Source organism: Pantoea sp. WEP (assembly GCF_041678305.1).
Lineage (GTDB): Bacteria > Pseudomonadota > Gammaproteobacteria > Enterobacterales > Enterobacteriaceae > Pantoea > Pantoea dispersa.
In genome coordinates, this window is sequence record NZ_JBGNXB010000001.1 from 4,056,739 (window position 1) to 4,081,737 (window position 24,999).

28 protein-coding genes are annotated in these 24,999 nt (G+C 55.6%); 16 read left to right on the plus strand and 12 right to left on the minus strand.

Translation table 11 applies throughout. The features are described from left to right. The first annotated feature begins 6 nt into the window (after nucleotides 1–6). The 5 genes from rfaQ (at nucleotide 7) to coaD (ending at nucleotide 4,831) form a co-directional block, all read left to right on the plus strand. On the plus strand, nucleotides 7–1,083 hold the full coding sequence (gene rfaQ / locus ABVR31_RS18905; protein ID WP_372773829.1) for a putative lipopolysaccharide heptosyltransferase III: 1,077 nt from the start codon (nucleotides 7–9) through the stop codon (nucleotides 1,081–1,083). Continuing rightward, nucleotides 1,076–2,209 (plus strand): glycosyltransferase family 4 protein, encoded by a 1,134-nt coding sequence (locus ABVR31_RS18910; RefSeq protein ID WP_141497149.1) that lies wholly within the window; start codon nucleotides 1,076–1,078, stop codon nucleotides 2,207–2,209. The genes rfaQ and ABVR31_RS18910 overlap by 8 nt, the downstream gene beginning before the upstream one ends. Nucleotides 2,210–2,294: 85 nt before the next feature. Continuing rightward, nucleotides 2,295–3,569, plus strand: coding sequence for a lipid IV(A) 3-deoxy-D-manno-octulosonic acid transferase (waaA, locus tag ABVR31_RS18915; protein WP_021507071.1), 1,275 nt, complete (start codon nucleotides 2,295–2,297; stop codon nucleotides 3,567–3,569). A 3-nt stretch (nucleotides 3,570–3,572) separates the two neighbouring features. Further along, nucleotides 3,573–4,349, plus strand: a complete 777-nt coding sequence (locus tag ABVR31_RS18920; RefSeq protein ID WP_372773832.1) for a glycosyltransferase family 2 protein — start codon at nucleotides 3,573–3,575, stop codon at nucleotides 4,347–4,349. Further along, the gene (gene coaD / locus ABVR31_RS18925) at nucleotides 4,346–4,831 is read left to right on the plus strand and encodes a pantetheine-phosphate adenylyltransferase (RefSeq protein WP_021507073.1); all 486 of its coding nucleotides are present in this window, start codon (nucleotides 4,346–4,348) and stop codon (nucleotides 4,829–4,831) included. The genes ABVR31_RS18920 and coaD overlap by 4 nt, the downstream gene beginning before the upstream one ends. Here coaD and mutM read toward each other — a convergent pair whose 3' ends face one another. The 4 genes from mutM to radC all read right to left on the minus strand — a co-directional run bounded on the left by mutM (nucleotide 4,832) and on the right by radC (nucleotide 7,027). Continuing rightward, nucleotides 4,832–5,641, minus strand: a complete 810-nt coding sequence (mutM, locus tag ABVR31_RS18930) for a bifunctional DNA-formamidopyrimidine glycosylase/DNA-(apurinic or apyrimidinic site) lyase (RefSeq protein ID WP_058775472.1) — start codon at nucleotides 5,639–5,641, stop codon at nucleotides 4,832–4,834. Nucleotides 5,642–5,711: 70 nt separating this feature from the next. Beyond that, a complete protein-coding gene (gene rpmG / locus ABVR31_RS18935; protein ID WP_001051798.1) occupies nucleotides 5,712–5,879 on the minus strand; it encodes a 50S ribosomal protein L33 in 168 nt (55 codons plus the stop codon). Nucleotides 5,880–5,890: 11 nt separating this feature from the next. Continuing rightward, a complete protein-coding gene (rpmB, locus tag ABVR31_RS18940) occupies nucleotides 5,891–6,127 on the minus strand; it encodes a 50S ribosomal protein L28 (RefSeq protein ID WP_010616494.1) in 237 nt (78 codons plus the stop codon). Nucleotides 6,128–6,370: 243 nt separating this feature from the next. Further along, nucleotides 6,371–7,027, minus strand: a complete 657-nt coding sequence (radC, locus tag ABVR31_RS18945; protein ID WP_021507076.1) for a DNA repair protein RadC — start codon at nucleotides 7,025–7,027, stop codon at nucleotides 6,371–6,373. A gap of 190 nt (nucleotides 7,028–7,217) precedes the next feature. Between radC and coaBC the strand changes: the two genes are divergently transcribed. From coaBC to slmA, 3 genes are all read left to right on the plus strand, one after another. Beyond that, the gene (gene coaBC / locus ABVR31_RS18950; RefSeq protein ID WP_104094253.1) at nucleotides 7,218–8,447 is read left to right on the plus strand and encodes a bifunctional phosphopantothenoylcysteine decarboxylase/phosphopantothenate--cysteine ligase CoaBC; all 1,230 of its coding nucleotides are present in this window, start codon (nucleotides 7,218–7,220) and stop codon (nucleotides 8,445–8,447) included. Next, entirely contained in the window at nucleotides 8,416–8,874 is a 459-nt protein-coding gene (gene dut, locus ABVR31_RS18955) for a dUTP diphosphatase (RefSeq protein ID WP_031279631.1), read from the plus strand. Before coaBC ends, dut begins: the two co-directional genes overlap by 32 nt. A 115-nt stretch (nucleotides 8,875–8,989) precedes the next feature. Beyond that, nucleotides 8,990–9,586 carry a nucleoid occlusion factor SlmA gene (gene slmA, locus ABVR31_RS18960; RefSeq protein ID WP_021507079.1) on the plus strand — a complete coding sequence of 199 codons (597 nt, stop codon included), beginning with the start codon at nucleotides 8,990–8,992 and terminating at the stop codon, nucleotides 9,584–9,586. Nucleotides 9,587–9,675: 89 nt separating this feature from the next. On the opposite strand, the gene pyrE is transcribed toward slmA, so the two are convergent. The 6 genes from pyrE to ABVR31_RS18990 all read right to left on the minus strand — a co-directional run bounded on the left by pyrE (nucleotide 9,676) and on the right by ABVR31_RS18990 (nucleotide 14,935). Next, nucleotides 9,676–10,317 (minus strand): orotate phosphoribosyltransferase, encoded by a 642-nt coding sequence (gene pyrE, locus ABVR31_RS18965; RefSeq protein ID WP_150059582.1) that lies wholly within the window; start codon nucleotides 10,315–10,317, stop codon nucleotides 9,676–9,678. A 49-nt stretch (nucleotides 10,318–10,366) separates the two neighbouring features. Further along, nucleotides 10,367–11,083 (minus strand): ribonuclease PH, encoded by a 717-nt coding sequence (gene rph, locus ABVR31_RS18970; protein ID WP_021507082.1) that lies wholly within the window; start codon nucleotides 11,081–11,083, stop codon nucleotides 10,367–10,369. Between the two features lie 85 nt (nucleotides 11,084–11,168). Further along, nucleotides 11,169–11,573: a DUF3574 domain-containing protein gene (locus ABVR31_RS18975; RefSeq protein ID WP_372773918.1), complete on the minus strand. Its 405-nt coding sequence runs from the start codon at nucleotides 11,571–11,573 to the stop codon at nucleotides 11,169–11,171. 7 nt (nucleotides 11,574–11,580) lie between these two features. Further along, on the minus strand, nucleotides 11,581–13,353 hold the full coding sequence (locus ABVR31_RS18980) for a Wzy polymerase domain-containing protein (protein ID WP_372773919.1): 1,773 nt from the start codon (nucleotides 13,351–13,353) through the stop codon (nucleotides 11,581–11,583). A 281-nt stretch (nucleotides 13,354–13,634) separates the two neighbouring features. Then, nucleotides 13,635–14,144 (minus strand): hypothetical protein, encoded by a 510-nt coding sequence (locus ABVR31_RS18985; RefSeq protein WP_141497145.1) that lies wholly within the window; start codon nucleotides 14,142–14,144, stop codon nucleotides 13,635–13,637. Then, nucleotides 14,111–14,935 (minus strand): transcriptional regulator, encoded by an 825-nt coding sequence (locus tag ABVR31_RS18990; protein WP_372773921.1) that lies wholly within the window; start codon nucleotides 14,933–14,935, stop codon nucleotides 14,111–14,113. The genes ABVR31_RS18985 and ABVR31_RS18990 overlap by 34 nt, the downstream gene beginning before the upstream one ends. Nucleotides 14,936–15,196: 261 nt before the next feature. On the opposite strand from ABVR31_RS18990, the gene ABVR31_RS18995 reads away from it, so the two are divergent. The 6 genes from ABVR31_RS18995 to ABVR31_RS19020 all read left to right on the plus strand — a co-directional run bounded on the left by ABVR31_RS18995 (nucleotide 15,197) and on the right by ABVR31_RS19020 (nucleotide 20,724). Next, nucleotides 15,197–16,060 carry a YicC/YloC family endoribonuclease gene (locus ABVR31_RS18995; protein ID WP_372773923.1) on the plus strand — a complete coding sequence of 288 codons (864 nt, stop codon included), beginning with the start codon at nucleotides 15,197–15,199 and terminating at the stop codon, nucleotides 16,058–16,060. A gap of 605 nt (nucleotides 16,061–16,665) precedes the next feature. Beyond that, nucleotides 16,666–17,589, plus strand: coding sequence for a kdo(2)-lipid IV(A) palmitoleoyltransferase (gene lpxP / locus ABVR31_RS19000; protein WP_372773925.1), 924 nt, complete (start codon nucleotides 16,666–16,668; stop codon nucleotides 17,587–17,589). A 53-nt stretch (nucleotides 17,590–17,642) separates the two neighbouring features. Next, nucleotides 17,643–18,785, plus strand: a complete 1,143-nt coding sequence (locus tag ABVR31_RS19005; RefSeq protein ID WP_372773927.1) for an alanine racemase — start codon at nucleotides 17,643–17,645, stop codon at nucleotides 18,783–18,785. A gap of 121 nt (nucleotides 18,786–18,906) precedes the next feature. Further along, a complete protein-coding gene (locus ABVR31_RS19010) occupies nucleotides 18,907–19,302 on the plus strand; it encodes a hypothetical protein (RefSeq protein WP_021507099.1) in 396 nt (131 codons plus the stop codon). 436 nt (nucleotides 19,303–19,738) lie between these two features. Continuing rightward, nucleotides 19,739–20,005: a hypothetical protein gene (locus tag ABVR31_RS19015; RefSeq protein ID WP_222951442.1), complete on the plus strand. Its 267-nt coding sequence runs from the start codon at nucleotides 19,739–19,741 to the stop codon at nucleotides 20,003–20,005. A gap of 74 nt (nucleotides 20,006–20,079) precedes the next feature. Continuing rightward, nucleotides 20,080–20,724 (plus strand): oligosaccharide flippase family protein, encoded by a 645-nt coding sequence (locus ABVR31_RS19020; protein ID WP_021507100.1) that lies wholly within the window; start codon nucleotides 20,080–20,082, stop codon nucleotides 20,722–20,724. A gap of 79 nt (nucleotides 20,725–20,803) precedes the next feature. On the opposite strand, the gene ABVR31_RS19025 is transcribed toward ABVR31_RS19020, so the two are convergent. After that, entirely contained in the window at nucleotides 20,804–21,493 is a 690-nt protein-coding gene (locus ABVR31_RS19025; RefSeq protein WP_058759435.1) for a LuxR C-terminal-related transcriptional regulator, read from the minus strand. A 288-nt stretch (nucleotides 21,494–21,781) separates the two neighbouring features. Between ABVR31_RS19025 and ABVR31_RS19030 the strand changes: the two genes are divergently transcribed. Continuing rightward, nucleotides 21,782–22,399 (plus strand): trimeric intracellular cation channel family protein, encoded by a 618-nt coding sequence (locus tag ABVR31_RS19030; protein WP_031279636.1) that lies wholly within the window; start codon nucleotides 21,782–21,784, stop codon nucleotides 22,397–22,399. Here ABVR31_RS19030 and ligB read toward each other — a convergent pair. Then, a complete protein-coding gene (gene ligB, locus ABVR31_RS19035) occupies nucleotides 22,313–24,082 on the minus strand; it encodes an NAD-dependent DNA ligase LigB (protein WP_222951444.1) in 1,770 nt (589 codons plus the stop codon). The two genes, ABVR31_RS19030 and ligB, sit on opposite strands and share 87 nt — an antisense overlap. 238 nt (nucleotides 24,083–24,320) lie before the next feature. Here ligB and gmk point away from each other — a divergent pair, with 238 nt between their 5' ends. Continuing rightward, entirely contained in the window at nucleotides 24,321–24,944 is a 624-nt protein-coding gene (gene gmk / locus ABVR31_RS19040) for a guanylate kinase (protein ID WP_021507104.1), read from the plus strand. Nucleotides 24,945–24,999: the final 55 nt, after the last annotated feature.

Here is a 24,999-nt window from a genome sequence, read left to right on the forward strand (position 1 = left end):
TTGAGTATGGCAAGCCCGATTCCAGCCCACTTTGCACCGCAAAATATTTTGCTGATAAAGCTGCGTCATCATGGCGATATGCTGCTGACCACGCCTGCCATCAATGCGCTGCGCCAGCGCTATCAGCAGGCCAACATTGATGTGCTGCTGTATAAAGAGACGCGCCCGATGCTGGAAGCGCATCCGGCGATCCGTCAGCTGCATATCATCGATCGCAACTGGAAAAAGGAAGGCGGCTGGCAGAAGTTTCGCCATGAGGTCGCGCTGGTGCGGGCGGTGCGCGCCTGCCATTACGATGTGGTGATCAATCTGGCCGACCAGTGGCGCAGCGCCATTATTACCGGCCTGTCCGGTGCGCCGGTTCGCATTGGCTTTGCCTACCGCAAGCGCGACAACGCGTTCTGGCGCTGGTGCCATAACCAGCTGGTTTCCACCGACCGTCACCATCAGCTGCACACCGTGGAACAAAACATGACGGCGCTGCAGCCGCTCGGCATTCCCACCGCCGGGGCGACAGCCTCCATGCATTTCAGCACCGCCGACCAGCAAAAAGTGCAGGATGTCCTCGCTCAGCAGTCGATTACCGGCCCGTTTGTGGTGCTGCAGCCCACCTCGCGCTGGGTTTTTAAGTGCTGGGAAGATGAAAAGGTGGCGCAGCTGATTGATGCGCTGGCCGCTGATGGTCGCAGCGTGGTGCTGACCGCCGCGCCCGATCAGAAAGAGCTGGCGATGATCGCCCATATCCAGTCGCTGTGCCGCACGCCGAACGTGGTGTCGCTGGCGGGCCAGCTCTCGCTGCCGCAGCTGGCGGCGCTGATCGACGCCGCACAGCTGTTTATTGGCGTCGATTCCGCACCGATGCACATGGCTGCGGCGCTGCAGACGCCGTGCCTGGCGCTGTTCGGCCCGACCAAGCTGCAGCACTGGCGCCCGTGGGGCGACAATAACCGCGTTATCTGGGCGGGCGACTATGCGCCGCTGCCGTCACCGGATTCGATCAATACCAATACCGAGCAGCGCTATCTGTCTGCCATCCCGGTTGAGGATGTGCTTGCCGCCGCCAGGAGCCTTTTGCATGACTAAGTTACGGCTGGCGATTGTCCGGCAGAAATACCGGCCGGACGGCGGTGCCGAGCGCTTTATCTCACGTGCGCTGGAAGCGCTGGACGGCGAGCAGCTCGATCTCAACATTATTACCCGCAGCTGGCAGGGCACGCCGAACCCGGCCTGGCACCTGCACATCTGCAATCCGGCAAAATTCGGCCGCATTTCGCGTGAACGCGGCTTTGCCCGCGCGGCGCGCGCCTGCTGGGAGCGGGAAAAGTTCGATATCGTACAGAGCCACGAGCGCATCGCTGGCTGCGATATTTTCCGCGCCGGCGACGGTGTGCATCGCGTATGGCTGGAGCAGCGCGCGCGCATTGTTTCGCCGTGGCAGCGGCTGAGCGCCAGCCTGAGCCCGTACCATCGCTATGTGCTGCAGGCGGAAGCGGAGATGTTCAACGCGCCCTCGCTGAAAGCGGTGATCTGTAATTCGCACATGGTGAAGCAGGATATTTTGCGCCACTTCGCGCTGGATGCCAGCAAAATCCACGTGATTCACAACGCCATTGATAGCCAGCGTTTTCAGCCTGCCAGCGATACGCTGCGTCACGCCGCGCGTCAGCGACTCAACCTGCCGCAGGACGCCACGGTGATGATCTACGTCGGCTCCGGCTTCGAACGCAAAGGGCTAAAGGCCGCTATCGAAGCGGTCGCTAATAGCGATCGCTACCTGGTGGTGGTCGGCCAGGACAAACAGCTGGCGCGCTATCAGCAGCTGGCGAACCAGCTTAACTGTCTTGACCGCCTGCGCTTCGCGGGCGTGCAGCAGGACGTTCAGCCGTTTTATCACGCTGCCGATGCGCTGCTGTTGCCAACGCTGTACGATCCGTTCCCCAATGTGGTGCTGGAGGCGATGGCCTGCGGGCTGGCAATCATTACCAGCACCGGCTGCGGCGGCGCAGAATTTATCACCAACGGTGAAGAGGGTTTTGTCTGCGATGCGTTGGATATCAAAGCGTTAAACGAAGCGGTAATGGCAACGCCTGCACTTTCGCACAATCCGGCGCTGGGCGAAGCCGCACGTCGCAAAATTGAACCTTATGGTCCGCAAAGACTGGCGCAGGCGCTGACTTCGCTTTATCAGCACGTCCTGCAAACCCGTTGACGAAGTGGTATGAGCAGGCGGTCAGTTTCTGTTAACATGCCGCCTTTACTGTGTTTTTTGACGCGAACTGGTCGTAACCTTAACTATGACGACTCTCTATACAGCCCTGCTTTATCTGATTCAGCCACTGATCTGGCTGCGCCTGTGGCTGCGCGGTCGAAAAGCACCGGCCTATCGCAAACGCTGGGCGGAGCGCTACGGCTACTGCAGCGGTAAAGTAGCGCCGCACGGCATCGTGCTGCACTCGGTTTCGGTCGGTGAAACGCTCGCCGCCGTGCCGCTGGTGCGCGCGTTGCGTCATCGCTATCCGACGCTGCCCATAACCGTGACCACCATGACGCCCACCGGCTCCGAGCGCGCCCAGTCGGCGTTTGGCAAAGACGTGCACCATGTCTATCTGCCGTACGATTTGCCCGGCTCAATCAACCGTTTCCTCGATACCGTTGACCCGCGGCTGGTGATTATCATGGAAACCGAGCTGTGGCCGAACATCATTCGCATTCTGCATCAGCGCCAGATTCCGCTGGTGATTGCCAATGCGCGCCTGTCTGAACGCTCCGCCAGAGGTTATAAAAAGCTCGGCGGTTTCATGCGCGACCTGCTGCAGCGCATTACGCTAATCGCCGCGCAGAACGTTGAGGACGGCGATCGTTTCCTCAGCCTCGGCCTGAAGCGCTCGCATCTGGCCGTGACCGGCAGTCTCAAGTTTGATATCTCCGTTACGCCGGAACTGGCAGCACGCGCGGTGACGCTGCGCCGCCAGTGGGCGTCGCGCCGGCCGGTGTGGATCGCCACCAGCACGCACGAAGGCGAAGAGGCCATCGTGCTCGACGCCCATCGTCGCCTGCTGCAACAGTTCCCGGATCTGCTGCTGATTCTGGTGCCGCGCCATCCGGAACGCTTTAAAGATGCCTGCAACCTGACGCAAAAACGCGGCTTCAGCTTTACCCTGCGCAGCAGCGGCGAGATCCCCTCCAGCGCCACGCAGGTGGTGATTGGCGATACCATGGGCGAACTGATGCTGCTGTACGGCATCGCCGATCTGGCCTTTGTCGGCGGCAGCCTGGTGGAGCGCGGCGGCCATAATCCGCTCGAGCCCGCTGCGCATGCCATTCCGGTGCTGATGGGCCCGCACATCTGGAACTTCAAAGATATCTGCGCCCGTCTGCAGCAGGCGGAAGGGCTGATTACCGTTACTGATGTGGTGTCGCTGGAAAAAGAAGTGGCGAACCTGCTGCAGGATGACGATTATCGCCGCTACTACGGCCGCCACGCGGTAGACGTGCTGCACCAGAATCAGGGCGCACTGCAGCGTCTGCTACAGTTACTCGAACCGCATCTGCCTCCACGAGCTCATTAACGCATGTCGCAACGCCAACGTCTCTCCGTGGTGATGATCGCCAAAAACGAAGCTGAACTCCTTCCGGAGGCGCTGGCTTCCGTCAGCTGGGCAGATGAAATCATTCTGCTGGATTCGGGCAGCAGCGATGCGACCATCGAGGTGGCACGCGCGCGCGGTGCGCAGGTCTATCAGGCGGACGGCTGGGCCGGCTTTGGTAAGCAGCGTCAGCGCGCCCAGGCCTTTGCCAGCGGCGATATGATTCTGATGCTGGATGCCGATGAACGGGTTACGCCAGAACTGCGCCGCGCCATTGAGCAGGTGCTGACACAGCCACCCAGCGATAAGGTTTATAGCCTCGGCCGCAGTAATCTGTTTCTCGGCCGCTTTATGCGCCACAGCGGCTGGTATCCCGACCGCGTGCTGCGCCTCTATCCGCGCCATCTGCGCTATAACGACAATCTGGTGCACGAATCGCTGGAGACGCAGGGCACGCCGGTGGTGGCGCTGCCGGGTGATTTGCAACACCTGACCTGCCGCGACCTGATCGCCTTCCAGCGCAAGCAGATGAACTATGCCGAAGCCTGGGCGCAGGAGCGCTTTCAGCGCGGCAAGCGCTGCAGTATTCTCTCTGTTTTCAGCCACACCGCGGGCGCGTTTATTAAGACGCTGCTGCTGCGCGCCGGTTTTCTCGATGGTAAACAGGGCTGGATTCTGGCGGTGGTCAACGCACAATACACCTTTAACAAATACTCGGCGCTCTGGGCGCTGCATCACACCTCAACACAGGGCCGCGTATGAGCACTAAAGCGATTTATCCCGGCACGTTTGACCCGATGACGCTGGGCCATCTGGATATCGTCACGCGCGCCGCGCAGATGTTTGATCGCATCGTGCTGGCGATTGCCGCCAGCCCGAGTAAGAAGCCGCTGTTTAGCCTTGATGAACGTGTCGATCTGGCGCGCCAGGTTACGGCCCATCTGCCAAATGTTGAGGTGGTTGGCTTTAGCGATTTGATGGCGAACTTTGCCCAGGCGCAGAACGCGAACGTGCTGGTGCGCGGTCTGCGTGCGGTATCGGACTTTGAGTATGAGCTGCAGCTGGCGCACATGAACCGTCATCTGCTGCCCACGCTGGAGAGCGTGTTTCTGATGCCGTCCGAAGGCTTCTCATTTGTCTCGTCGTCGCTGGTCAAGGAAGTGGCGCGTCATCAGGGTGACGTGCAGGCATTTCTGCCTGCCGTGGTGCATCAGGCGCTGCTGGCGAAGCTGGCGCAGCCGTAATCAGTGCTGGCAGCGTGGACACCAGAAGGTGCTGCGCTGACCGTGTTTACCGCTGAGGATCGGCGTACCGCAGGCGCGACAGGGCTCGCCGGCGCGGCCATATACCTGCAGCTGCTGCGCAAAATAGCCTGGCTTACCGTCGGTCTGCAGGAAATCACGCAGCGTGGTGCCGCCCTGCTCAATTGAACGCAGCAGTACGGCTTTGATGGTGTTCGCCAGCAGTTCCGCTTCCGCTTCACTCAGGCTCATCGCCGGACGATCGGGTAAGATCCCGGCGGTAAACAGCGATTCGCTGGCATAGATGTTCCCCACGCCCACCACCACTTTGTTATCCATCAGCCACTGCTTGATCACCGTGCGTTTGCCGCGCGACTTTTCATACAGATACCCGCCGCTGAAGGCATCGCTCAGCGGTTCCGGACCAAGGTGCGCAAGCACGCTGCTGCCTTCCGGATCGGTAGTCCACAGCCAGGCGCCAAAACGCCGCGGATCGGTGTAGCGCAGCACTTTGCCATTGCTCATCACCAAATCGACGTGGTCGTGCTTCGCAGCCGGCAGTTCGCCGGGCAGAACGCGCAGGCTGCCGGACATGCCAAGATGAATGATAATCCAGCCGTGCGGCAGCTCCAGCAGCAGATACTTGGCGCGGCGCTGTACGCTGAGCACCGGCTGGTCACTCAGCGCGTGGATTTCATGGGAAACCGGCCAGCGCAGACGCGGATTGCGCACAATGGCATGCAGAATGGTTTCTCCCACCAGGTGAGGTTCTATACCGCGTCGGCTGGTTTCTACCTCAGGTAATTCAGGCATCTCATCTCCTCAACGTAGCGCAGAAACAAAAAACCCGGCCGGAGCCGGGTTTTTCGCAAGAACACCAAAATTACTTAATTTTGGCTTCTTTGTAGATCACGTGCTGACGTACAACCGGATCGAACTTTTTCAGTTCCAGTTTCTCAGGTTTAGTACGTTTGTTCTTCGTGGTGGTATAGAAGTGACCTGTACCAGCAGAGGAAACCAGCTTGATCTTCTCACGAATACCTTTAGCCATGATTCAGTTCCTTAGTACTTCTCACCACGGGCGCGGATTTCGGCCAGAACCGTATCGATGCCCTTTTTATCAATAACACGCATACCTTTAGCAGATACACGCAGAGTAACGAAGCGCTTCTCGCTCTCAACCCAGAAACGGTGAGAGTGCAGGTTCGGCAGGAAACGGCGTTTCGTCGCGTTCATTGCGTGGGAACGGTTGTTACCGGTCACCGGACGCTTTCCAGTTACCTGGCAGACTCGTGACATTTCTATTCTCCAAAAATCAAATCAGCTCGAGCTTTAAAAACTAGGTTTTGGCCGCCTCGTCAGGCCTTAGCCCGCCCAGGCGAGTTCCATGTGAACCCGCTAAGCTGGCCCAAACGCCAAACCCGAGATTCTCAAAGGTGGCGTAGTATACGCCGCTAAGCCGAAGTGCTCAAGTCCCGAACAGATAAAGATCCCTCCGGATCGCGCAAAAACGCCGGATTTCTGCCCAGTTGACGCCGCGAATTACAGCCAGCCGCGCTCAGCGAAAGAGGTAAACTCGCCGTGACCAATCACCAGATGATCTAATAAGCGGATATTCAGCAGCGCGCAGGCCTGCGCCACCTTGCTGGTAATCTCGCGATCGGCACGGCTCGGTTCCGCCATGCCGGACGGATGATTGTGCGCCAGTATCACCGCCGCCGCGTTGAGCTTTAGCGCCTCACGCACGATTTCACGCGGATGCACTTCCACGCTGGCAATGGAGCCGGAAAACATCTTCTGCGCCTGCAGAACGCGGTGCTGGTTATCCAGAAACAGCGCCATAAAGATTTCACGCTCCTGATGTGCCAGCACGCTTTGCAGGTAGTGGCGCGTGACCTGCGGATTCTCCATCACATTTTCGCGCGCCAGCTGGCTGGCAAAAAAGCGCCGACCCAGTTCCGCAATGGCATGCAGTTGCGTCATTTTGGCGCTGCCGACGCCCTTTATCTGCCCCAGCTCCTCTTTACTGGCGGTCATGATGCGATACAGCGAACCGAATTCATTCAGCATCAGCCGCGCCAGCCCCATCACGCTGTTGCCGCGCGTGCCGGTACGTAAAAAGATCGCCAGCAGCTCGGCATCGCTTAGCGCCTCGGCGCCCAGCAGCGTCAGTTTTTCCCGTGGTGCCAGTTCCGTCATCGTTCCGCCCTCCCTGCAATGCCGCCATTCTGCGCCGGTGCATTGCAGGCCACCAGCGGCGCGTGACAAATTCCAGAGCCGGCTCGCAAAGGGCGCAGGCAGTGAAAAGGCGGGTCGCCGATTTTGTGATAAAGTTGCCTGCATCTGTCGCGCCAGGCGCGGCACTCTGCGTTGAAGTGAGGCAAACAACATGATGGGATTAGCCGGAAAAAAAATTCTGCTGGGCGTCAGCGGCGGCATCGCGGCCTATAAAGCACCGGAACTGGTGCGCCGTCTGCGCGATCGCGGCGCGGATGTCCGCGTGATGATGACCGATGCGGCCAAAGCCTTTATTACGCCGCTCAGCCTGCAGGCGGTTTCCGGCTATCCGGTGTTTGATGACCTGCTCGACCCGGCGGCCGAAGCGGCAATGGGCCATATCGAACTGGCAAAATGGGCCGATTTGATTGTGCTTGCGCCCGCAACCGCCGATCTGATTGCGCGCATTACCGCTGGCATGGCAAACGACCTGGTCACCACCGCCTGCCTGGCCAGCGCGGCACCGGTCGCCATCGTGCCGGCCATGAACCAGCAGATGTACCGCGCGGCAGTCACGCAGGAGAATCTGCAGCGTCTGGCGCAGCGCGGCGTGCTGATCTGGGGACCGGACAGCGGCAGCCAGGCGTGCGGTGATATCGGCCCGGGCCGCATGCTGGACCCGCTGGCCATCGTTGCGCATGCGCTGGAGTGGGCCGCGCCCGTCAACGATCTGCAACATCTCAACATTATGATCACCGCCGGTCCGACGCGTGAAGCGCTGGATCCGGTGCGCTATATCAGTAATCACAGCTCCGGCAAGATGGGCTATGCGGTTGCCGCGGCTGCGGCGAAGCGCGGCGCAAACGTGACGCTGGTTTCCGGTCCGGTGAACTTAGCCACGCCCGCCGGCGTGACGCGTATTGATGTCAACAGCGCACTGGAGATGGAAGCGGCGGTGATGGCGCAAATCAGCCAACAAGATATTTTCATTGCCAGCGCAGCCGTGGCAGACTACCGGGCGGCAAACATTGCCGCAGAGAAAATTAAAAAACAGGGTGGCGATGATAACGTCACGCTGCAGCTGGTGAAGAACCCGGATATTGTCGCAGGCGTCGCGGCGCTCAAAGTGCAGCGCCCTTTCGTGGTGGGATTTGCTGCCGAAACCCAGAATGTGGAAGAATACGCGCGGCAAAAACGGGTGCGGAAAAACCTGGACCTGATTTGCGCCAATGATGTGGCGCAGGCCGGGCAGGGCTTCAATAGCGACACCAATGCTCTTCACCTTTTTTGGCAGGAGGGAGAGAAAGTCTTACCGCTCAGTGATAAGACGCTCCTTGGCCAACAATTAATAGACGAGATTGTCAGCCGTTATGATGAAAAAAATCGACGTAAAAATACTTGATGCGCGCGTAGGCAAGGAATTCCCACTACCCACCTATGCGACCTCTGGCTCCGCGGGTCTCGATCTGCGCGCCTGCCTTGATGACGCACTGGAAATCGCACCGGGCATGACCACGCTGGTGCCGACCGGCCTGGCGATTCACATTGCCGATCCGTCACTGGCTGCCGTCATCCTGCCGCGCTCCGGTCTCGGTCACAAACACGGCATCGTACTGGGTAACCTGGTAGGGCTGATTGACTCCGACTATCAGGGCCAGCTAATGGTTTCAGTGTGGAATCGTGGCCAGGATAGCTTCACGCTGCAGCCTGGCGATCGCCTGGCCCAGCTGGTGTTTGTACCGGTGGTGCAGGCCGAATTTAACCTGGTGGAAGATTTTGACGCCAGCGATCGCGGCGCAGGCGGTTTCGGTCACTCTGGCCGTCAGTAATACGCTCACTTTTCGCATAGCCATCTTTTTATTTCTTGTCGCCACAGGCCGCTTTATCTGTGGCAGATAAGGCAGTATTGCCTGTTTTTGGTGAATTTCAGGGGTGTTGAAGGTCATGGCAGAAAAAAAAGTCGCGAAACGGAATCGTCGCGAAGAGATTTTGCAGGCGCTGGCGCAAATGCTGGAGTCGGGCGATGGCAGTCAGCGTATCACCACCGCCAAGCTGGCCGCCAATGTCGGCGTTTCGGAAGCGGCGTTATATCGCCACTTTCCCAGCAAAACGCGCATGTTTGATAGCCTGATTGAGTTTATTGAAGACAGTCTGATTACCCGCATCAATCTGATCCTGAAAGATGAAAAAGAGACGATGGCGCGTCTGCGCCTGATCGTGCAATTGCTGCTGGGATTTGGTGAGCGTAATCCAGGGCTGACGCGGATCCTGACCGGCCACGCGCTGATGTTTGAACAGGATCGCCTGCAGGGGCGCATTAATCAGCTGTTTGAACGTATCGAAGTTCAGCTGCGCCAGGTGATGAAAGAGAAGAAGATGCGCGACGGTGAAGGTTTCCAGACCGATGAGACGCTGCTCGCCAGCCAGCTGCTGGCGTTCTGCGAAGGTTTGCTGTCACGCTATGTACGCTCGGAGTTCCGCTATCGCCCGACCGCCGATTTCGACAGCCGCTGGCCGTTGATTGCCGCACAGCTGGTTTAATACGCACAGCGGATTTGTAGCGGCGCGATCCATCGCGCAATAAATTGCGCCGCTACGCTATCGTGCGGCGCTGACTACCGCAGCAAACCTTAAATACCGTACTCTTTGCGATACGCCTTCACCTTCGCCAGATGGTCGGCCATCTCTGGCTTCTCCGCCAGGTAATCAATCAGCTCGCTCAGTGTAATGATCGCGGTGACCTTGCACTGATAATCGCGCTCCACTTCCTGAATCGCGGACATCTCGCCACGGCCGCGCTCCTGGCGGTCGAGTGAAATCAGCACGCCGGCCAGCGTGGCGTTGTGGGCATTGATGATATCCATCGATTCACGAATTGCCGTGCCGGCGGTAATCACATCATCGACCAGCATCACTTTGCCCTGCAACGGGCTGCCCACCAGTAAACCGCCTTCGCCGTGATCTTTGGCCTCTTTACGGTTAAAACAGTACGGCACATCGCGGTCATGATGATCGGCCAGCGCCACGGCAGTAGTGGTCGCAATCGGAATGCCTTTGTAGGCCGGGCCAAACAGCAGGTCGAAATCGACGCCGCCATCCACCAGCGCCTGCGCATAGAAACGGCCCAGCAGCGCTAAATCGCGCCCGGTGTTGAACAGACCGGCATTAAAGAAATAGGGACTTTTACGGCCAGACTTCAGGGTAAACTCACCAAACTTCAGCACCCCTTTGTTCAGGGCGAACTCAATAAACTGACGCTGCCAGGCTTTCATTTCTCACTCCTCAAATAAAGAAAAGGCGACTCTGTGGTCGCCTGTTACATCAATCAATTAACGCCGCTTTCTGCGCCTGAATCAGCTGCTCAATGCCGCCGCGCGCCAGCGCCAGCAGCTGCAACAATTCGTCATGGCTGAACGGCTCGCCTTCTGCGGTGCCCTGCACCTCAATCATGCGGCCATCTTCGGTCATCACCACATTCATATCCGTTTCTGCGGCGGAGTCTTCGACATACTCTAAATCGCACACCGCTTCACCGGCTACGATGCCGACCGAGATCGCCGCCACCATACCTTTCAGCGGACTGGCTTTCAGTTTACCGGCTGCCACCAGCGCGTTCAGCGCATCCGCCAGCGCCACGCAGGCACCGGTGATCGCCGCGGTGCGCGTGCCGCCGTCGGCCTGAATCACGTCGCAGTCCAGCGTGATGGTGAATTCACCCAGCGCCTGCAGATCAACCGCCGCACGCAGCGAGCGGGCGATAAGGCGCTGGATTTCCAGCGTACGTCCGCCCTGCTTGCCTTTGGCGGCTTCACGCGCCATACGGCTGTGCGTCGAACGCGGCAGCATGCCATATTCTGCGGTTACCCAGCCCTGGCCTTTGCCTTTGAGAAAACGCGGCACGCCCTCTTCAACGGTCGCGGTGCACAGGACTTTGGTTTCGCCGAACTCGACAAGAACCGAGCCTTCCGCATGTTTGGTAAAGTGACGAGTGAGGGTGACGGGACGCACTTCAGAAGTGCTACGGCCTGCTGGACGCATGGTTTCTCTCCGGCTTGCTTGGGTTTGGCTGCGCATTATACGGACTTCACAGGCGGCTGTCCTGCCCGCGTGCAGGCAGCGCGTGTTACAGCGCCGCGCACACCAGCGCGTCGATGCGCGTCACCGGTTGTGTCGCAAAACGATTTTTAAACTTGTCGCGCAGCGCGTTAATGCTTTCGGAGCTGGCCCGATCCGCCGGATGAAGCAGTACCAGTACCTTGCGATTGCCCTGCGGGCCGCGGGCATCGTAAATCGTCAGCGGCGAGGGAAAGTGCGGCGTGATGTCGCGTTCAGCAAACTGCGACCAGCCCGCTGCGCCAGCGGAGGACGGCAGATCAAACCACAGCGTGGTTTGCATCATCATCTCGCCGGCCCCGCACACGGCCACGGGCGCGGTGTGCGGCGGAATAACCTGCGGGGTGGGCGGAGAAGTCTGACATCCGCTTAACATCATGGTGAAGCCCAGCGGCCTCATCCATTTATTCAACATCTTAGCCTCAGAAGTTGCCTGTCTCATCTGTCACAGCATAGGCCGCCGATGACCATTCCGTCATCATTTTTGCTTTCAGCTGCAGCAGACTTTCATCTGTCGGATAGAGGGTCAGCGCCTGACGCAGCAGCCTGCGCGAGCGCTGATAGTGACGCAGATGCCACTCAATCATCACCGCATTCCGGAATACGTTGAGGTCGTTATGGCGCTCCAGCCACAGCGATGACTGCTGCACAAAGCGCGCCAGCAGGCGCTCATCCCGCGTCTGGTTGTAGCGCATCAGGCAATGCACCATTTCGCCGAACTCATAGCGCTCGCCCTGAATCCACGGATTCCACAGCTGATCGCGTGAAGGGTACGAGAGGAACTGACCGCGCTCCGCCTGGGTGAGCAGCGCGTTGGTCTGCAGGCCGCTGAAGAAAAAACCGGAAACGCCCAGAGTCAATATGGCCAGTGTCAGCCGCAACGAAAAATGTCTCCGCTTTTCTTTACAAGCGGAAAGAGTGGCATCGTCTTCTGATGAGCGCAGCGCCAGATGACCTAATAATAATAGCAACCATAAATGTGGCAAAGATTGATAGAGGGGAAACTCAAGCATGGTATGCAAAACGACAGGAAGGGTAAGACTCCACAAAAGCTGTCGCTCAACATTATTTCTCAGCTTCCACAATGGCAAAAACCATGAAATTAAAATGGCCATCAGTCCTGTAAAGGCCAACACCCCACCTTCAATCCAGTAATAAAGAATCTCGTTATGAGGATGAACAACATCGAAAGAATTTTTATAGGCGTGCGCATCCATGCGTATTCTGGCAAAGTCATGCTCGAATGAACCAAAACCCCAACCACTAAATGGCTTTGCCATAATCATTTCTACAGAATGTAACCACAGCTCAAAGCGTGCCACATTTGAGCCAGTATACTCTCTGGTTCCCAAAGATATTTGATAGCGCACAATGCTTGCAATGGCAGCACCTAACACGATGACAAATATGATTTTTATCAGTTTGATACGAACCTGCGGCGCGCTGATTATTAAAATAATCGACAATGCTAGCAAAAAGCCTAACATACCTGTCCGTGACTGCGTGAGAAACAATGCCACGCTAATAACTAATGCGGACATAGAAATTATTAATGGGAAATTTTTATCGTTTTTAATCCATAGCCAGACCGAACAAATAAGCCCGGTGGCGAGGAAACTTGCTAAAACGTTAACCTGCTGAAAAATACCGTAGGGCCTGATTGCTGAAGGTTCAAACTTGAACTCCAGCATAGAATGTAACAATGAGGGGAAAGTTATCTGAAGAATAGAAAGAACAGACTGTAAAACCGCGAATAAAACGATTCCGGTTAACAAAGTGATTTGTTGATTACGAAGCTGGGGAACCTGATTAAGCACCAGCCATAATATAAAAATAAAGCCGAGATTTAAAAAGCGAAAAACCCCAGAAATAAGCGCATGATCACTTTCCTGCAAAAGAACGGCCAGAGCTATGCAAAATAACATGAATAACTGTGCATGCGTCATATCATTATCATCAAGGAGCGTCGCAAGGCGGAACTTTCGCGTTAACAAAATGCCCGTTACAAATAATGCCAGAAGCCCAGCCGTCATTAAGTTTAAAGGAAGATCATAGGATGATCCTCCATTGTTAGGTATATAAATCAAGGTTGGAGCAAAAACCGCCAGGCAGGCTATTGACGCTACAGGAACATGGTTTGATGCAGCGCTAAAAATGTCATGGGTATAATTTTTTATATCGCTAAAAAAAGACATCAGACCAGCACCTCTACGCGCCTCAGATAAATACCATGAGAGAAAGCAACAAAGCAACATCTTTACTCATTATCCGGACATCCTCCGGCATTAATAAATAACAGCTAAAATTTCGACTAAACAGACTATAACATCTGGGATATGTGAATTTTGTGAAAAAATCAAAAATTAATTGTCAAAGTCTGAATTTAATGTGATTAGTTCTGAATGGCCAACATTCAGGATTGCCTGTAAGTCAACGCATGCCTGAAAGATGGGGATAAATTTGTGAGATTCACCCATCATTTCATGCAGATGATTGTGGGATTGAAATTATTGCCCAGAACATACTTTTTATTCTGCAGTCGATATATCCATCCATAATTGATATGCCCTAACGACAAACCGGCGGAGGTATAGCGGGCAATACTTTCATCATCGGCACGATTACCAAGATTATAGGAAAGTGATGTCGTTTCACTACGCAAGACTGAACCTGTGAAACCATATTTTAATTCGAATGAAACATCCACAGGTTCACGTGAAAGAAGCTTATGATCCAGTCCATAATAGCTTATAATACCGTTGTAATTTCCTGTAGCATGTAAAAAACGATTCTGGACTTTCCAGACACCGCGTGACACAACGAGTCTCTCCGCCTCATGTGTAATAATCATGGAATCAGATTCACAATCAGGCAAACGTCTATTAACGATTAACCATAGCGTTAAGGCCAATACAAACAATAGCGTTAACAGTCCGCCTAAAATAATGAACATCACTCTGCGACGTAGGACATAACTGAACGACATAGCGCATTCTCCTTTTCAATGGGACGCTGACAAATAAACCAGCTAAATCGATCAATCATCTTATCGCTATGGATATAAATATGATTTTCATTATCTTCAAGACTGATTAAGTGCAAAATCTCCTTTTTAATAACAGGCAAAGAATGCTCAATTTTATCCATATGAGCTTTCGTTAAGTCCTGCTGAATATACCAATGAAGAGAGTTTTCCACCCGATACTCTTGATATCGAATATCAACCACCCCTTTAACATCGAAAATCTTAATCCCCATTAACGAAAAGATAAGGAGAACGATACCGCTACTTATTACGCCGATAAAGGTAAACAAAACGTGTCTTATGGCGCTGTGGCTTCCTGGCTTTCTTCGTTTGAATAAATGCCAATAGCTTCTGGCCTTTACATTCGAAAGTTTATTAGCATCCAGAACGCCCAATGGTTTTTCATCATGAGGCTCAATGACAGGGATAAGTGATTTAACAATAATGTCATCATTTAGCCTGTAACCTTTCCTGTGCATCGTAACAAACAAATCACCTTCAATATTAAAATGTGAAAATTGTTTGCGTAATGTTGACAGAACCTGGCGCAGCGAATTATCCGTGACAAGTACCCCCTGATTTCCCCATCCTTCTCTCAACAGCGCTTCACGGCTAATAACATCTCCGGGATTATGCATGAATAATGACAAACAGCGCGATGCACTCGCGTTGAGTTGTAAAGTCACCTTTCCTTTATTTTCAAGCGTCCTGCTTTCCGGATTGAATAATATCTCATTATTAATCAGCCACATAATAACCTCAAAACAAATCGAACTGACTAAACACACTCAGTAACAGCGTAACAGGCGACACAAAAAACAATTATCTTAAATATATTATTCTTAATTATTAATCTATTCCTGCCTGGTGATAATTAATGAAGAGTAAATTAATCATGTATAAATTAAGATTTTTATTATTAATACAGCCCAAATATCCCCATGAATTTATCTACCATGCACAAGCCACCCTCGCTATAATTCGAAGAACATTTCCTGAATGAGTAGAAGCTTATGATCCGCAGTATGACCGCATACGCCCGCCGTGAAGCCAAAGGCAGCTGGGGCAGCGCCGCCTGGGAACTGCGTTCCGTCAACCAGCGTTACCTCGAAACCTATATCCGCCTGCCGGAGCAGTTTCGCAGCCTGGAGCCGGTGATTCGCGAACGCATCCGCAACCGCCTGACGCGCGGCAAAATCGAGTGCAACCTGCGATTCGACGCCGATGCCAGCGCCCAGGGTGAGCTGCAGCTGAATGAGTCGCTGGCTAAACAGCTGGTGCAGGCGGCGAACTGGGTGAAGATGCAGAGCGATGAAGGCGCAATTAACCCGCTGGATATTCTGCGCTGGCCGGGCGTGATGACCGCGCAGGAGCAGGATCTGGACGCCATTAATGCTGAACTGCTGGCGGCGCTGGATGGCGCGCTGGACGATTTCATCATTGCGCGTGAAAGTGAAGGCAACGCGCTGAAAGCGCTCATCGAACAGCGGCTGCAGGGCGTGACTGAGCAGGTCAGCAAAGTGCGTGCACAGATGCCAGAAGTGCTGAAATGGCAGCGCGAGCGTCTGGTGAGCAAGCTGGAAGAAGCCGAGGTTCAGCTGGAGAACAATCGCCTTGAGCAGGAACTGGTGATGATGGCCCAGCGTATTGATGTAGCCGAAGAGCTGGATCGCCTCGATGCGCACGTGAAAGAGACTTACAACATTCTGAAGAAGAAAGAAGCCGTCGGCCGCCGCCTCGACTTTATGATGCAGGAGTTCAACCGCGAGTCGAACACGCTGGCATCGAAATCGATTAATGCGTATATCACCGCCTCAGCAATTGAGCTCAAGGTGCTGATCGAGCAGATGCGCGAGCAGATTCAGAACATCGAGTAACGCTTATCTCTGTAAAGCCCTGCTCAGGGCTTTATCTTTCCTTGCTAACAGCAGCCATTACGCCGGTTTGTATAGCGCCTAATGGCTGGATCGCACGGTTTTACGGCCTGCCCACAGGTATGCGGCAACATTATGCTGCACATCGTAGCCATACGGTAAGCCTGTTTGATCTATAACGCTTCCACCCAGACACAATAGTGTCTGATCATGGCTTTTTTAGCGCCAAATGGACATTACTGTGTCTGAAACTGGCTTATAGAAGCTGCCAGCCGATGCAGTAGACCAATATTAAATTTTCGCAATGTAAGGATTATTGCCTGAATGATGAGCAACTGTGTCTGTTACTGACCGAAAATGACATATAAATTTGGCCAGCCAATCCAACAACCTGTTGTTTTTACGCAGTTTAAACCCAATCCGATTTCATTCTCACGCCAGTTAGTGCACGATCTATCAATCATCTGAATCCTGAAGATTGCAGAGTTTACATATCTTATACGGCACTATTTGCTAAAGTGGCGGTCGTAATAACTACAGTTGTACCGCACCGGGAACCATGGACCGACTTCTTCGCGCGTTACATTCACTCCTGACATGAAGGCGCTATGAAGAAAACCGGGCAGTTCTGTTCCAAACTTTTGCATCCCCGCTATTGGTTTACCTGGTTCGGGCTGGCAGTGCTCTGGCTGCTGGTGCAGCTCCCCTATCCTTTATTAATCCGGCTGGGTGCGACGACGGGCCGGCTATCACGCCACTTCCTGAAGCGGCGCGAACGCATCACGCGGCGTAACATCGAACTCTGCTTCCCGCACATTAATGAAGACGAGAAAGAGGTGATGATTGCCGGCAATTTTGAGTCGCTGGGCATGGCACTGGCGGAAACCGGCATCGCCTGGTTCTGGTCCGATGCGCGCGTGCGACAGCTGTTTCAGGTGCACGGCATCGCCAATCTTCAGCTGGCGCAGAGCCAGCAGCGCGGCGTGATGGTGATTGGCGTGCACTTTATGTCGCTGGAGCTGGGTGGCCGTATCACCGGACTGTGCCAGCCGATGATGGCGATGTATCGCCCGCACAATAATCAGGCGATGGAGTGGGCGCAGACCAAAGGGCGCATGCGATCCAATAAAGCAATGATTGATCGACGCGATCTGCGCGGCATGGTTCAGGCGCTGAAACAGGGCGAAGCCGTCTGGTTCGCGCCGGATCAGGACTACGGCCCGAAAGGCAGCGTGTTTGCTCCGCTGTTCGCAGTCGAGAAAGCGGCCACCACCAATGGCACCTTTGTCCTGTCGCGGCTGGCGAAACCGGCGATGCTGACCATCGTGCTGATTCGTAATGCGCGCAAAGACGGCTATCAGCTGATCATTCAGCCGCAGCTGGAAAACTACCCGCATGATGATGAAGCGGCCGCCGCGGCGTACATGAATCGGGTGATTGAGAAAGAAATTCTGCGCGCGCCTGAGCAATATCTGTGGCTGCATCGCCGCTTTAAAACCCGTCCGCCAGGCGAAGCTTCACTTTACGTCTAACCGGCGCTCGTGAATGATAGTCCGCACCAAGACATAACCTGCGGACTATTATAATGGAACACTCTGAGACAGCAGGCTGGCTGCGACCGCTGCACGCCGACCGGCTTACGCCCTACCTGGAAGTTGATGCTGCGCGCCTGCAGCGTAACCTGCAACTGATGCAACAGAAAGCCGATGCCGCCGGCGTCGCGCTGCGTCCCCACATCAAAACCCATAAAAGCGTCTGGATCGCTGAACAGCAGCGCCAGCTGGGTGCGCGCGGCATTACTGTGTCGAAACCGAGCGAAGGCGTGGCTTTTGTGCACGGCGGGGCACGCGATGTACTGCTGGCTTATCCCGTAGTGCACGCCGCCGCGCTGACCGAACTGCTGCAGCTGGCGGCACAGCATCAGGCGCGCATTACCTGCATCGCAGACTGCGCGGCGGGCGTAAGCGCCATCGCCGCCGCCCATCAGCAGCAGCCGGACTGCGCGCTGGCGATCGCCATTAAAGTGGATGTGGGTTTGCATCGCGTTGGCGTCGATCCGCATAGCGATAGCGCGCTGACGCTGGCGCAGCAGATTGTCGCCAGCGGATTGCCCTTCGCCGGGCTGATCTCGCATGCGGGTCATGCGTACGCTGCGGGTCATGCCACGGCGATAGCTGAGGTGGCGCAGCAGGAGATCGCGCTGATGCGTGACCTGCAACGGCGACTGCTGGATGCCGGTTTTGCCCCTTGTCCCATCTCGGTTGGCTCCACGCCCACGGCGCTGGCGGCACCGGTAGCCGCCCGCAGCGATGAAATTCGTCCCGGCAATTATGCCCTGCTGGATCTCACTGCCTGGCGTCTGGGCTTGTGTGAGGCGGATGCGCTGGCGTTAACGGTCGTGACGCGCGTGGTGGCCGTTAATCCTTATTACGCCATCATTGATGCCGGCTCCAAAATGCTGAGCTCGGACAAAGGCCCGCACGGCACCAATGCCAGCAGTTTCGGCATCGCGGTGGACGAGCATGGCCATCAGTATGAAGTGCAGAAGTTGTCGGAAGAGCACGGCTTTTTAACCTATGGCGAACATGCGCCTGCGGTTGGTGCCCTGCTGCGCATCTTCCCTAATCACAGCTGCGCGGTGGTGGCGCAATCCGATCGCTTCGTGCTGCGTCAGGCCGACGGCAGCGCCGGACTGCATGACATTCAGGGGCGTGGCCGTTTTATCTGACAAAAAACGCTGTTGCAGCACACTTCCGTCACCGGGCCGTTTGCAGTCCGGTGCCCTTCAGTTAAGGTGACAGGCGATGTTTCAGGTTTAATTTGTCGTTTACCTGCCCCGCGGAGGCTCCATGCTGCCATCTCAGACAGTGACGCTCACCATTCCCCGTAACTGGTTAGATCTGTACGAAACCATCTGGAAACCCGAATGTTTTGCGAAGTGGGCCAGCGGCCTGAGCAGCAGCACGCTGACGCAGGAAGGCCAGTACTGGAAAGCGAAAGGCCCGGAAGGCACAGTGAAGATTCGTTTCACTCCCTATAACCCGTTTGGCGTGATGGATCACTGGATTGACACCGGCAGCGGTAAAGAGATTTATATGCCGATGCGGGTCATTGCCAACGAGCAGGGTGCCGAAGTCGTCATGGTGGTTTATCGCCAGCCGCTGATGTCTGACGAGAAGTTCGCCGGGGATGTTGCCTGGGTAAAACGCGATCTTGAGCGCCTCCTTCATCTGTTAACCCATTAGAATCAATGCATTATCCCACCAGCCACCCTTTATCCTCCGCTGGACGCAATCGCTAAAAAGCGGCATTTTTTTCGCGCAGCGGTGTTTAACTGTTTCACCGCGCGCAAAGCGCATTTTCGCACCATTCACCAGTCTGGCTAAAGCGTCGTAACCGGGAAAATTCCTGGACGTGCCGGACTGGCGAGAGCTGAGTGCTTCTGATTTAACTCTGTTTTTTCCTGTGCGCTGACTTGTTCAACTTTGCAGCGCCATAAAAGGTGGAAAAGGACTAATAAATTGTAAAGACCAGAACTTATATATTCACATCCATATTCTGAAACCATTTATTCCTGCAGTCGATTTATAGGAGTTTTCTTATGGTGTTAATTTAAATAAAACACGGTATAACTCCTTCACACACAGCAGTACTTAATAATAAAAACAGCAGGGACATAACATGGATCGCTCAACCTATCCTTTGTTATCTGAAAAAGAATTTGTTGAGATTGCCAGACGGATACTGGCCGGGAAATATAATAATGCAAAAGGATTTTATAACGATCTCGCGGATTTCCTCCTGACCGGAGGAGATACCGCGCAGACGCCACAACAATTACGCGCCAGGGGCATCATTTTATCATCAGAGCATCACTTAATTAACAGCATCGCGACGTGGCCGGCACTGAAAGGTATCTCAGGACTGCGACAGGAAGCGCTGCATTGATGTGATCTGTACTCTGGGCCGCCGCCCGGGTGAACCCTTAATTGCACTGGTACATGTACCATAATGAGCAGAGTATGGCGATACGCGAAAGAAATCTGGCCAGCGCCAAATGGTCAGTGTTGTCATCAATAAAAATCGTTGGCATTGGGGTATTACAGCTTTCACTGCTGGCGCAAATCCTGCAGGCAAATGAGCTCAATTTGCTCGCGATTGCCGTAGTGATCTTATTAGTGATTGATACACTAGCCGATCGCGGCTTCGGTAACGCACTTATTCGCTATCAAAGTTTAAATAACAGCGAACTCTCGACGCTTTACTGGGGTAATGTATTAAGCGGTCTATTTATTTTTGCCGCGCTGTTTATCGGCAGTGACATTTACAGCCGAGTAATGGGACAGCCGGAACTGGCAATTATGCTGGAGATGATTTCCGTCATCTTTATTATTATTCCGCAGGGGCAGCACTATCGCGCCATCCTGCAACGGGAAAAACAATTTACGCGCATTGCCTTTACGGAGACGTCTTCCGTGCTGGCAGGGCTGGCGGTCACGCTGTTTACCGTGTGGCTGACGCCGTCAGTGCTGTGCGCCATCTGGGGTTACCTGGCGATGGTTTCCATCAGAATGCTGATCTACTGCTACTACGGACGTCCCTGGTTCCAGCCGGAGTACCGTTTTAGCCTGAAAGCTTTCGCCGCAGTGCGAGCAAGAAACGGATAATAACAACAAGTCTGTATGGTGGGCTCTGGGCATCTGCAAGATGCGTTCGCGTGCTGGTTACCAGCACGCTTTTTTCTTTTTATGCTTCCAGTAACTCTTCCAGCGAATGATAAGCCAGCTCGCTCAGCTTGCCATTGCGGTGCAGGCGCAGCCATCCCACCAGCATGCGCAGCTCATCAATCACCATAAACAGATCGGCCATGTCGTTTTTGCTTTTCACCTGCAGGCGGGTTAGCGCATTCAGCTTGTGTGCATTCACCGTTTTATGGCTGATACCGAGCCGGTTACCAATCTGCTCCGTGTTGTAGCCCCACGCCATCATCAGCAGCACCCGCAGCTGCCGGTCCGGTAGCAGAATGTCAGCCCCCTCCTGCAACTGCGGTATCCCGCCAGCGATACAGGCCAGCAGGCAACGACACAGCGCGGTGTGTGAGGACTTTAAATCGAGGACGCTGAGTCCGGGCAGATAACGACTGAGAGCGTGCATCATCGGCAACAGGCGTCGCGTCAGTACCAGCACCTGCATAGCCGGAAACTGCTGCTGCAGCGCATACAGCACTTTGAAGGTGCCACTCAGCGGCATATTCTCGTGAAAGATAAACACCAGCAAGCGGGGTCGCAGCTTTTCACACTGCGAGATGACGGTACTGAGCGACCAGAGCTCATGCACCCGGCAGCCTACCGGTAATGCCGTCAGCAGGCTTTCCAGCCCGAGTGCCGCCAGCTTATCGGAGGAGTAATAGAGGATGTCTTCGCTGTGTTTTTTCATGCCTGTCCAGAGTTGCTGCACGTCGCGCCCGTAAATGATGAGCCTGAATGAGCAGGCATTAATCAGGTACGACACATCATCGGCGAAACTTAAATCAGGGCCGATCCGCCGTCTCGCATCATTTTTATTGATGCGAAAACACCGGCCGATAACCGCGCTTCCTCTGTAACAAGCTCATTAGCAGGCTCGCCATTAAGATGGCTAATCCGAAAACATTTTTTTAGAAAATCTCAGTGGTCTACACTCTGGGAAATCTTTAGCCTTGCCGCCAGTTTACTGGAGTGCTCTATGTTATTAACCGTCCTGTACATCATTGGTATTACCGCCGAAGCAATGACCGGTGCGCTGGCGGCAGGCCGACGCAAAATGGATCTGTTCGGCGTCATTATTATTGCGTCAGTCACGGCGATTGGCGGCGGCTCGGTGCGCGATATTCTGCTGGGCCACTATCCGCTCGGCTGGGTGAAACACCCGGAATACATCATGATCGTCGCGGCGGCGGCCGTGGTCACCACCTTTGTCGCGCCGCTGATGAATCATCTGCGTAAAGTGTTTCTGGTGCTGGATGCGCTCGGTCTGGTGGTGTTCTCGATTATCGGCGCACAGGTTGCGCTGGATTCCGGCCATGCGGCGATCATCGCCGCCATCGCCGCAGTCATCACCGGCGTTTTTGGCGGCGTGCTGCGCGATATGTTCTGCAACCGCATTCCGCTGGTTTTCCAGAAAGAGCTGTACGCCGGTATCGCTTTTGCCTCCGGCTGGATGTATATCCTGCTGCTGAAAACGCCGCTGGCACATGAAGTGGTGGTGATCATCACGCTACTGTTCGGCTTCTTCGCCCGCCTGCTGGCGCTGCGCTTCCGCCTCGGTCTGCCGATTTTCAACTACCCCCACCCCGAGCACTGACGGCTGCGCCGGGATATTCTGCTGCTGCAGAAAGTGAATCAGCGACTGCAGGCGCGCATCCTGCAGCATCGTCACCAGCCGCTGTGCCAGGGCGTTGCCGATACCCGGCAGCTGCTGCCAGCTGTCGGCTGAACGCGCCAGCAGCTGCGACCACTGCGTATCGGGCAACGCCTGGAGCGCCGTGCGCGGCAGCGGTAAGCCCAGCGCGCTGATCCAGCGGCGCAGCGGCTGCTGGCGCGTCAGGTTAAAGCGATGCCAGATCTGCCGGGCGCGTACGGTCGAGATGCCCTGCGCCTGCGCAATCTGCTCTGGCGTGAGCGTCAGCCAGGAGAACAGGTGGCTGATGCTGCCACCGTCCAGCAGGCGCTGCCAGCTACTGCGCTGCATGCCAGCAATATCCAGCACCGACTTATGACTCAGCCAGCTGAGGCGCGACAGAAACTGCGCGCGACACCCTGTGCTGAAGTGCAGGCAGCTCAGCGGATTGAATACGTCGTCCTGTGGCGGCTGGGGATAGTCGCGCTGCGCCACGCGCCAGATCACCCGTTCCAGCCGCGGAATACCCAGCCCGGCCAGCGACAGCGTGACCTGATCGCCGGCGATCACATCCCACTGCTTCCAGCGACGCAACGAGCCCAGATTGACCCGCCGGACGGTTTTATCCTCCAGCTGCACCGGCTGCAGGTTCAGCACCACGGCAATTTTGCCGGTGCGTCCGACGTTGAAATCCACCGACAGCACCTCGCTGCTGACTTCGGCAGGCTGATATTTCCACGCGGCCGACCAGCTGCCCTGCCCGGGCTGCCAGTCGCGCCCGACGCGCTGCGGTGACTGATGAATCACCACACCATCGGTGACAAAAGGCAGCGGCTGGCGATACCAGCGCTCACGCCAGGCTGCGACCTCCTCTTCATTGCTGACCTGGCGACTCCACTGCTGCGTCAGGGCGAAGCCCCACTTCGTAAGCTGCGCCAGCCGCGCCTGCATCATCGGCGGCCCATCCGGCCATGCCCAGATAAACACGCCAATGCGCGACAGCAGCGGACTGGCTTCGCGCCGCATCATGGCGCCCGCCACCTGGGCGCGCGCATTCTGACCGCCATCGCGCGCCTGCTGGTGATCGGTCATCGTCAGGAACAGTTCACCCTGCAACACCACTTCCGCACGGTCGGTCGCGATATGCTGCGGGATCGCCGCAATGTGCGGTGCTTTCGCCAGCCACTGTTCACCGCGCAGTCCGTCGCCCCGGCTGATCAGGCCAGCCAGTTCGCCGTGGCGATACACCAGCGTCACCGCCACGCCATCGACTTTCGGCTGCACCCACAGTGCCGGTTTATCCTGCATCCAGTAGGCCACCGCCAGCTTGTCACGCAGCTTGCGCACGCCAGTATGCGCCACCGGGTGCAGCGTGCTGCCGTCGGTGCTGAGCTGTGCCGCATAGCCGGGCAACGCCGGCGTGAAGCAGCGCTGCCACTGCTGTAAGCGCTGCTGCAGGCTGTCGTAGTCGGCATCGCTTACCGGGCTTTGCCCCTGACGGTAGTAGGCATCATCCCAGTGGCGCAGCTGGTTGTGCAGCACGCCCATCTCCTGTTCAGCGCGCACCGGTGACCAGTTGGGACAGACCGCCATCCCATTCGCACATCCCGCCAGCAACATCGCACCCAGCCATCTCCATCCTTTCATCGTCACCTCCTTTTTTGCTGATTGCAGCGTGCCGCAGCGAGTGACACCAGCGTTAAAAAGCCGATTGTGGAGCGAGGCTGACGGGTTTTTGTGCGAATTGCAGAAAGTTGCGCTGCCGCTGGAGGGCGCGCACAGAAAAAGAATTGCCGCGTGCGGGCGGCAAACGCTGCGTGCTGCGCTTAAGCCGTGTATACTGTGCAGGAAATCGACTCCGCTCTTTACTCAATTCAAGATAACCATGGCTCAAGGCACGCTCTATATTGTTTCCGCCCCCAGCGGCGCAGGTAAATCCAGCCTGATTCAGGCGCTGTTAAAGACACAACCGCTGTACGATACGCAGGTGTCTGTTTCTCATACCACCCGCGGCGTGCGCCCCGGCGAAGCGCATGGTGAACACTACTTTTTCGTCTCAAAGCCTGAATTCGAACGCATGATCGCCGAGGATGCTTTCCTTGAGCATGCGGAAGTGTTTGGCAATTATTACGGCACCTCACGCGCGGCGATTGAGCAGGTGCTGGCGACCGGCGTTGACGTGTTTCTCGACATTGACTGGCAGGGCGCGCAGCAGATTCGCCAGAGAATGCCGGCCGCACGCAGCATCTTTGTTCTGCCGCCGTCCACCGAAGAGCTGGATCGCCGCCTGCGCGGCCGCGGTCAGGACAGCGAAGAGGTGATCGCCCGCCGCATGGCGCAGGCAGTGGCAGAAATGAGCCACTATGCCGAATACGATTATTTGATTGTTAATGATGATTTCGATCTGGCGCTGTCGGATCTGAAAACCATTATTCGCGCAGAACGTCTGCGTATGGGTCGCCAGAAAGCGCGACATGATGCTTTAATCAGCAAACTATTGGCAGTCTGAAGTCACTTTCAGTATTATGCCCAGTCATTTCTTCATCATCTGTGGAGTAGCACAC

Excerpts from the sequence above, each read along its gene's own strand:
- lpxP (WP_372773925.1), top strand. The coding sequence starts at position 16,666 with ATGAAGAAAACCGGGCAGTTCTGTTCCAAACTTTTGCATCCCCGCTAT.
- waaA (WP_021507071.1), top strand. The coding sequence starts at position 2,295 with ATGACGACTCTCTATACAGCCCTGCTTTATCTGATTCAGCCACTGATC.
- ABVR31_RS19025 (WP_058759435.1), bottom strand. The coding sequence starts at position 21,493 with ATGAAAAAACACAGCGAAGACATCCTCTATTACTCCTCCGATAAGCTG.
- gmk (WP_021507104.1), top strand. The coding sequence starts at position 24,321 with ATGGCTCAAGGCACGCTCTATATTGTTTCCGCCCCCAGCGGCGCAGGT.
- rpmG (WP_001051798.1), bottom strand. The coding sequence starts at position 5,879 with ATGGCTAAAGGTATTCGTGAGAAGATCAAGCTGGTTTCCTCTGCTGGT.
- ABVR31_RS18980 (WP_372773919.1), bottom strand. The coding sequence starts at position 13,353 with ATGTCTTTTTTTAGCGATATAAAAAATTATACCCATGACATTTTTAGC.
- coaD (WP_021507073.1), top strand. The coding sequence starts at position 4,346 with ATGAGCACTAAAGCGATTTATCCCGGCACGTTTGACCCGATGACGCTG.
- rpmB (WP_010616494.1), bottom strand. The coding sequence starts at position 6,127 with ATGTCACGAGTCTGCCAGGTAACTGGAAAGCGTCCGGTGACCGGTAAC.
- dut (WP_031279631.1), top strand. The coding sequence starts at position 8,416 with ATGATGAAAAAAATCGACGTAAAAATACTTGATGCGCGCGTAGGCAAG.
- ABVR31_RS19015 (WP_222951442.1), top strand. The coding sequence starts at position 19,739 with ATGGATCGCTCAACCTATCCTTTGTTATCTGAAAAAGAATTTGTTGAG.
- ligB (WP_222951444.1), bottom strand. The coding sequence starts at position 24,082 with ATGAAAGGATGGAGATGGCTGGGTGCGATGTTGCTGGCGGGATGTGCG.
- rph (WP_021507082.1), bottom strand. The coding sequence starts at position 11,083 with ATGCGTCCAGCAGGCCGTAGCACTTCTGAAGTGCGTCCCGTCACCCTC.
- radC (WP_021507076.1), bottom strand. The coding sequence starts at position 7,027 with ATGACGGAACTGGCACCACGGGAAAAACTGACGCTGCTGGGCGCCGAG.
- ABVR31_RS18975 (WP_372773918.1), bottom strand. The coding sequence starts at position 11,573 with ATGTTGAATAAATGGATGAGGCCGCTGGGCTTCACCATGATGTTAAGC.
- ABVR31_RS18995 (WP_372773923.1), top strand. The coding sequence starts at position 15,197 with ATGATCCGCAGTATGACCGCATACGCCCGCCGTGAAGCCAAAGGCAGC.
- rfaQ (WP_372773829.1), top strand. The coding sequence starts at position 7 with ATGGCAAGCCCGATTCCAGCCCACTTTGCACCGCAAAATATTTTGCTG.
- ABVR31_RS19005 (WP_372773927.1), top strand. The coding sequence starts at position 17,643 with ATGGAACACTCTGAGACAGCAGGCTGGCTGCGACCGCTGCACGCCGAC.
- pyrE (WP_150059582.1), bottom strand. The coding sequence starts at position 10,317 with ATGAAAGCCTGGCAGCGTCAGTTTATTGAGTTCGCCCTGAACAAAGGG.
- ABVR31_RS19020 (WP_021507100.1), top strand. The coding sequence starts at position 20,080 with ATGGCGATACGCGAAAGAAATCTGGCCAGCGCCAAATGGTCAGTGTTG.
- slmA (WP_021507079.1), top strand. The coding sequence starts at position 8,990 with ATGGCAGAAAAAAAAGTCGCGAAACGGAATCGTCGCGAAGAGATTTTG.
- ABVR31_RS18920 (WP_372773832.1), top strand. The coding sequence starts at position 3,573 with ATGTCGCAACGCCAACGTCTCTCCGTGGTGATGATCGCCAAAAACGAA.
- ABVR31_RS19010 (WP_021507099.1), top strand. The coding sequence starts at position 18,907 with ATGCTGCCATCTCAGACAGTGACGCTCACCATTCCCCGTAACTGGTTA.
- mutM (WP_058775472.1), bottom strand. The coding sequence starts at position 5,641 with ATGCCTGAATTACCTGAGGTAGAAACCAGCCGACGCGGTATAGAACCT.
- ABVR31_RS18910 (WP_141497149.1), top strand. The coding sequence starts at position 1,076 with ATGACTAAGTTACGGCTGGCGATTGTCCGGCAGAAATACCGGCCGGAC.
- coaBC (WP_104094253.1), top strand. The coding sequence starts at position 7,218 with ATGATGGGATTAGCCGGAAAAAAAATTCTGCTGGGCGTCAGCGGCGGC.
- ABVR31_RS18985 (WP_141497145.1), bottom strand. The coding sequence starts at position 14,144 with ATGTCGTTCAGTTATGTCCTACGTCGCAGAGTGATGTTCATTATTTTA.
- ABVR31_RS18990 (WP_372773921.1), bottom strand. The coding sequence starts at position 14,935 with ATGTGGCTGATTAATAATGAGATATTATTCAATCCGGAAAGCAGGACG.
- ABVR31_RS19030 (WP_031279636.1), top strand. The coding sequence starts at position 21,782 with ATGTTATTAACCGTCCTGTACATCATTGGTATTACCGCCGAAGCAATG.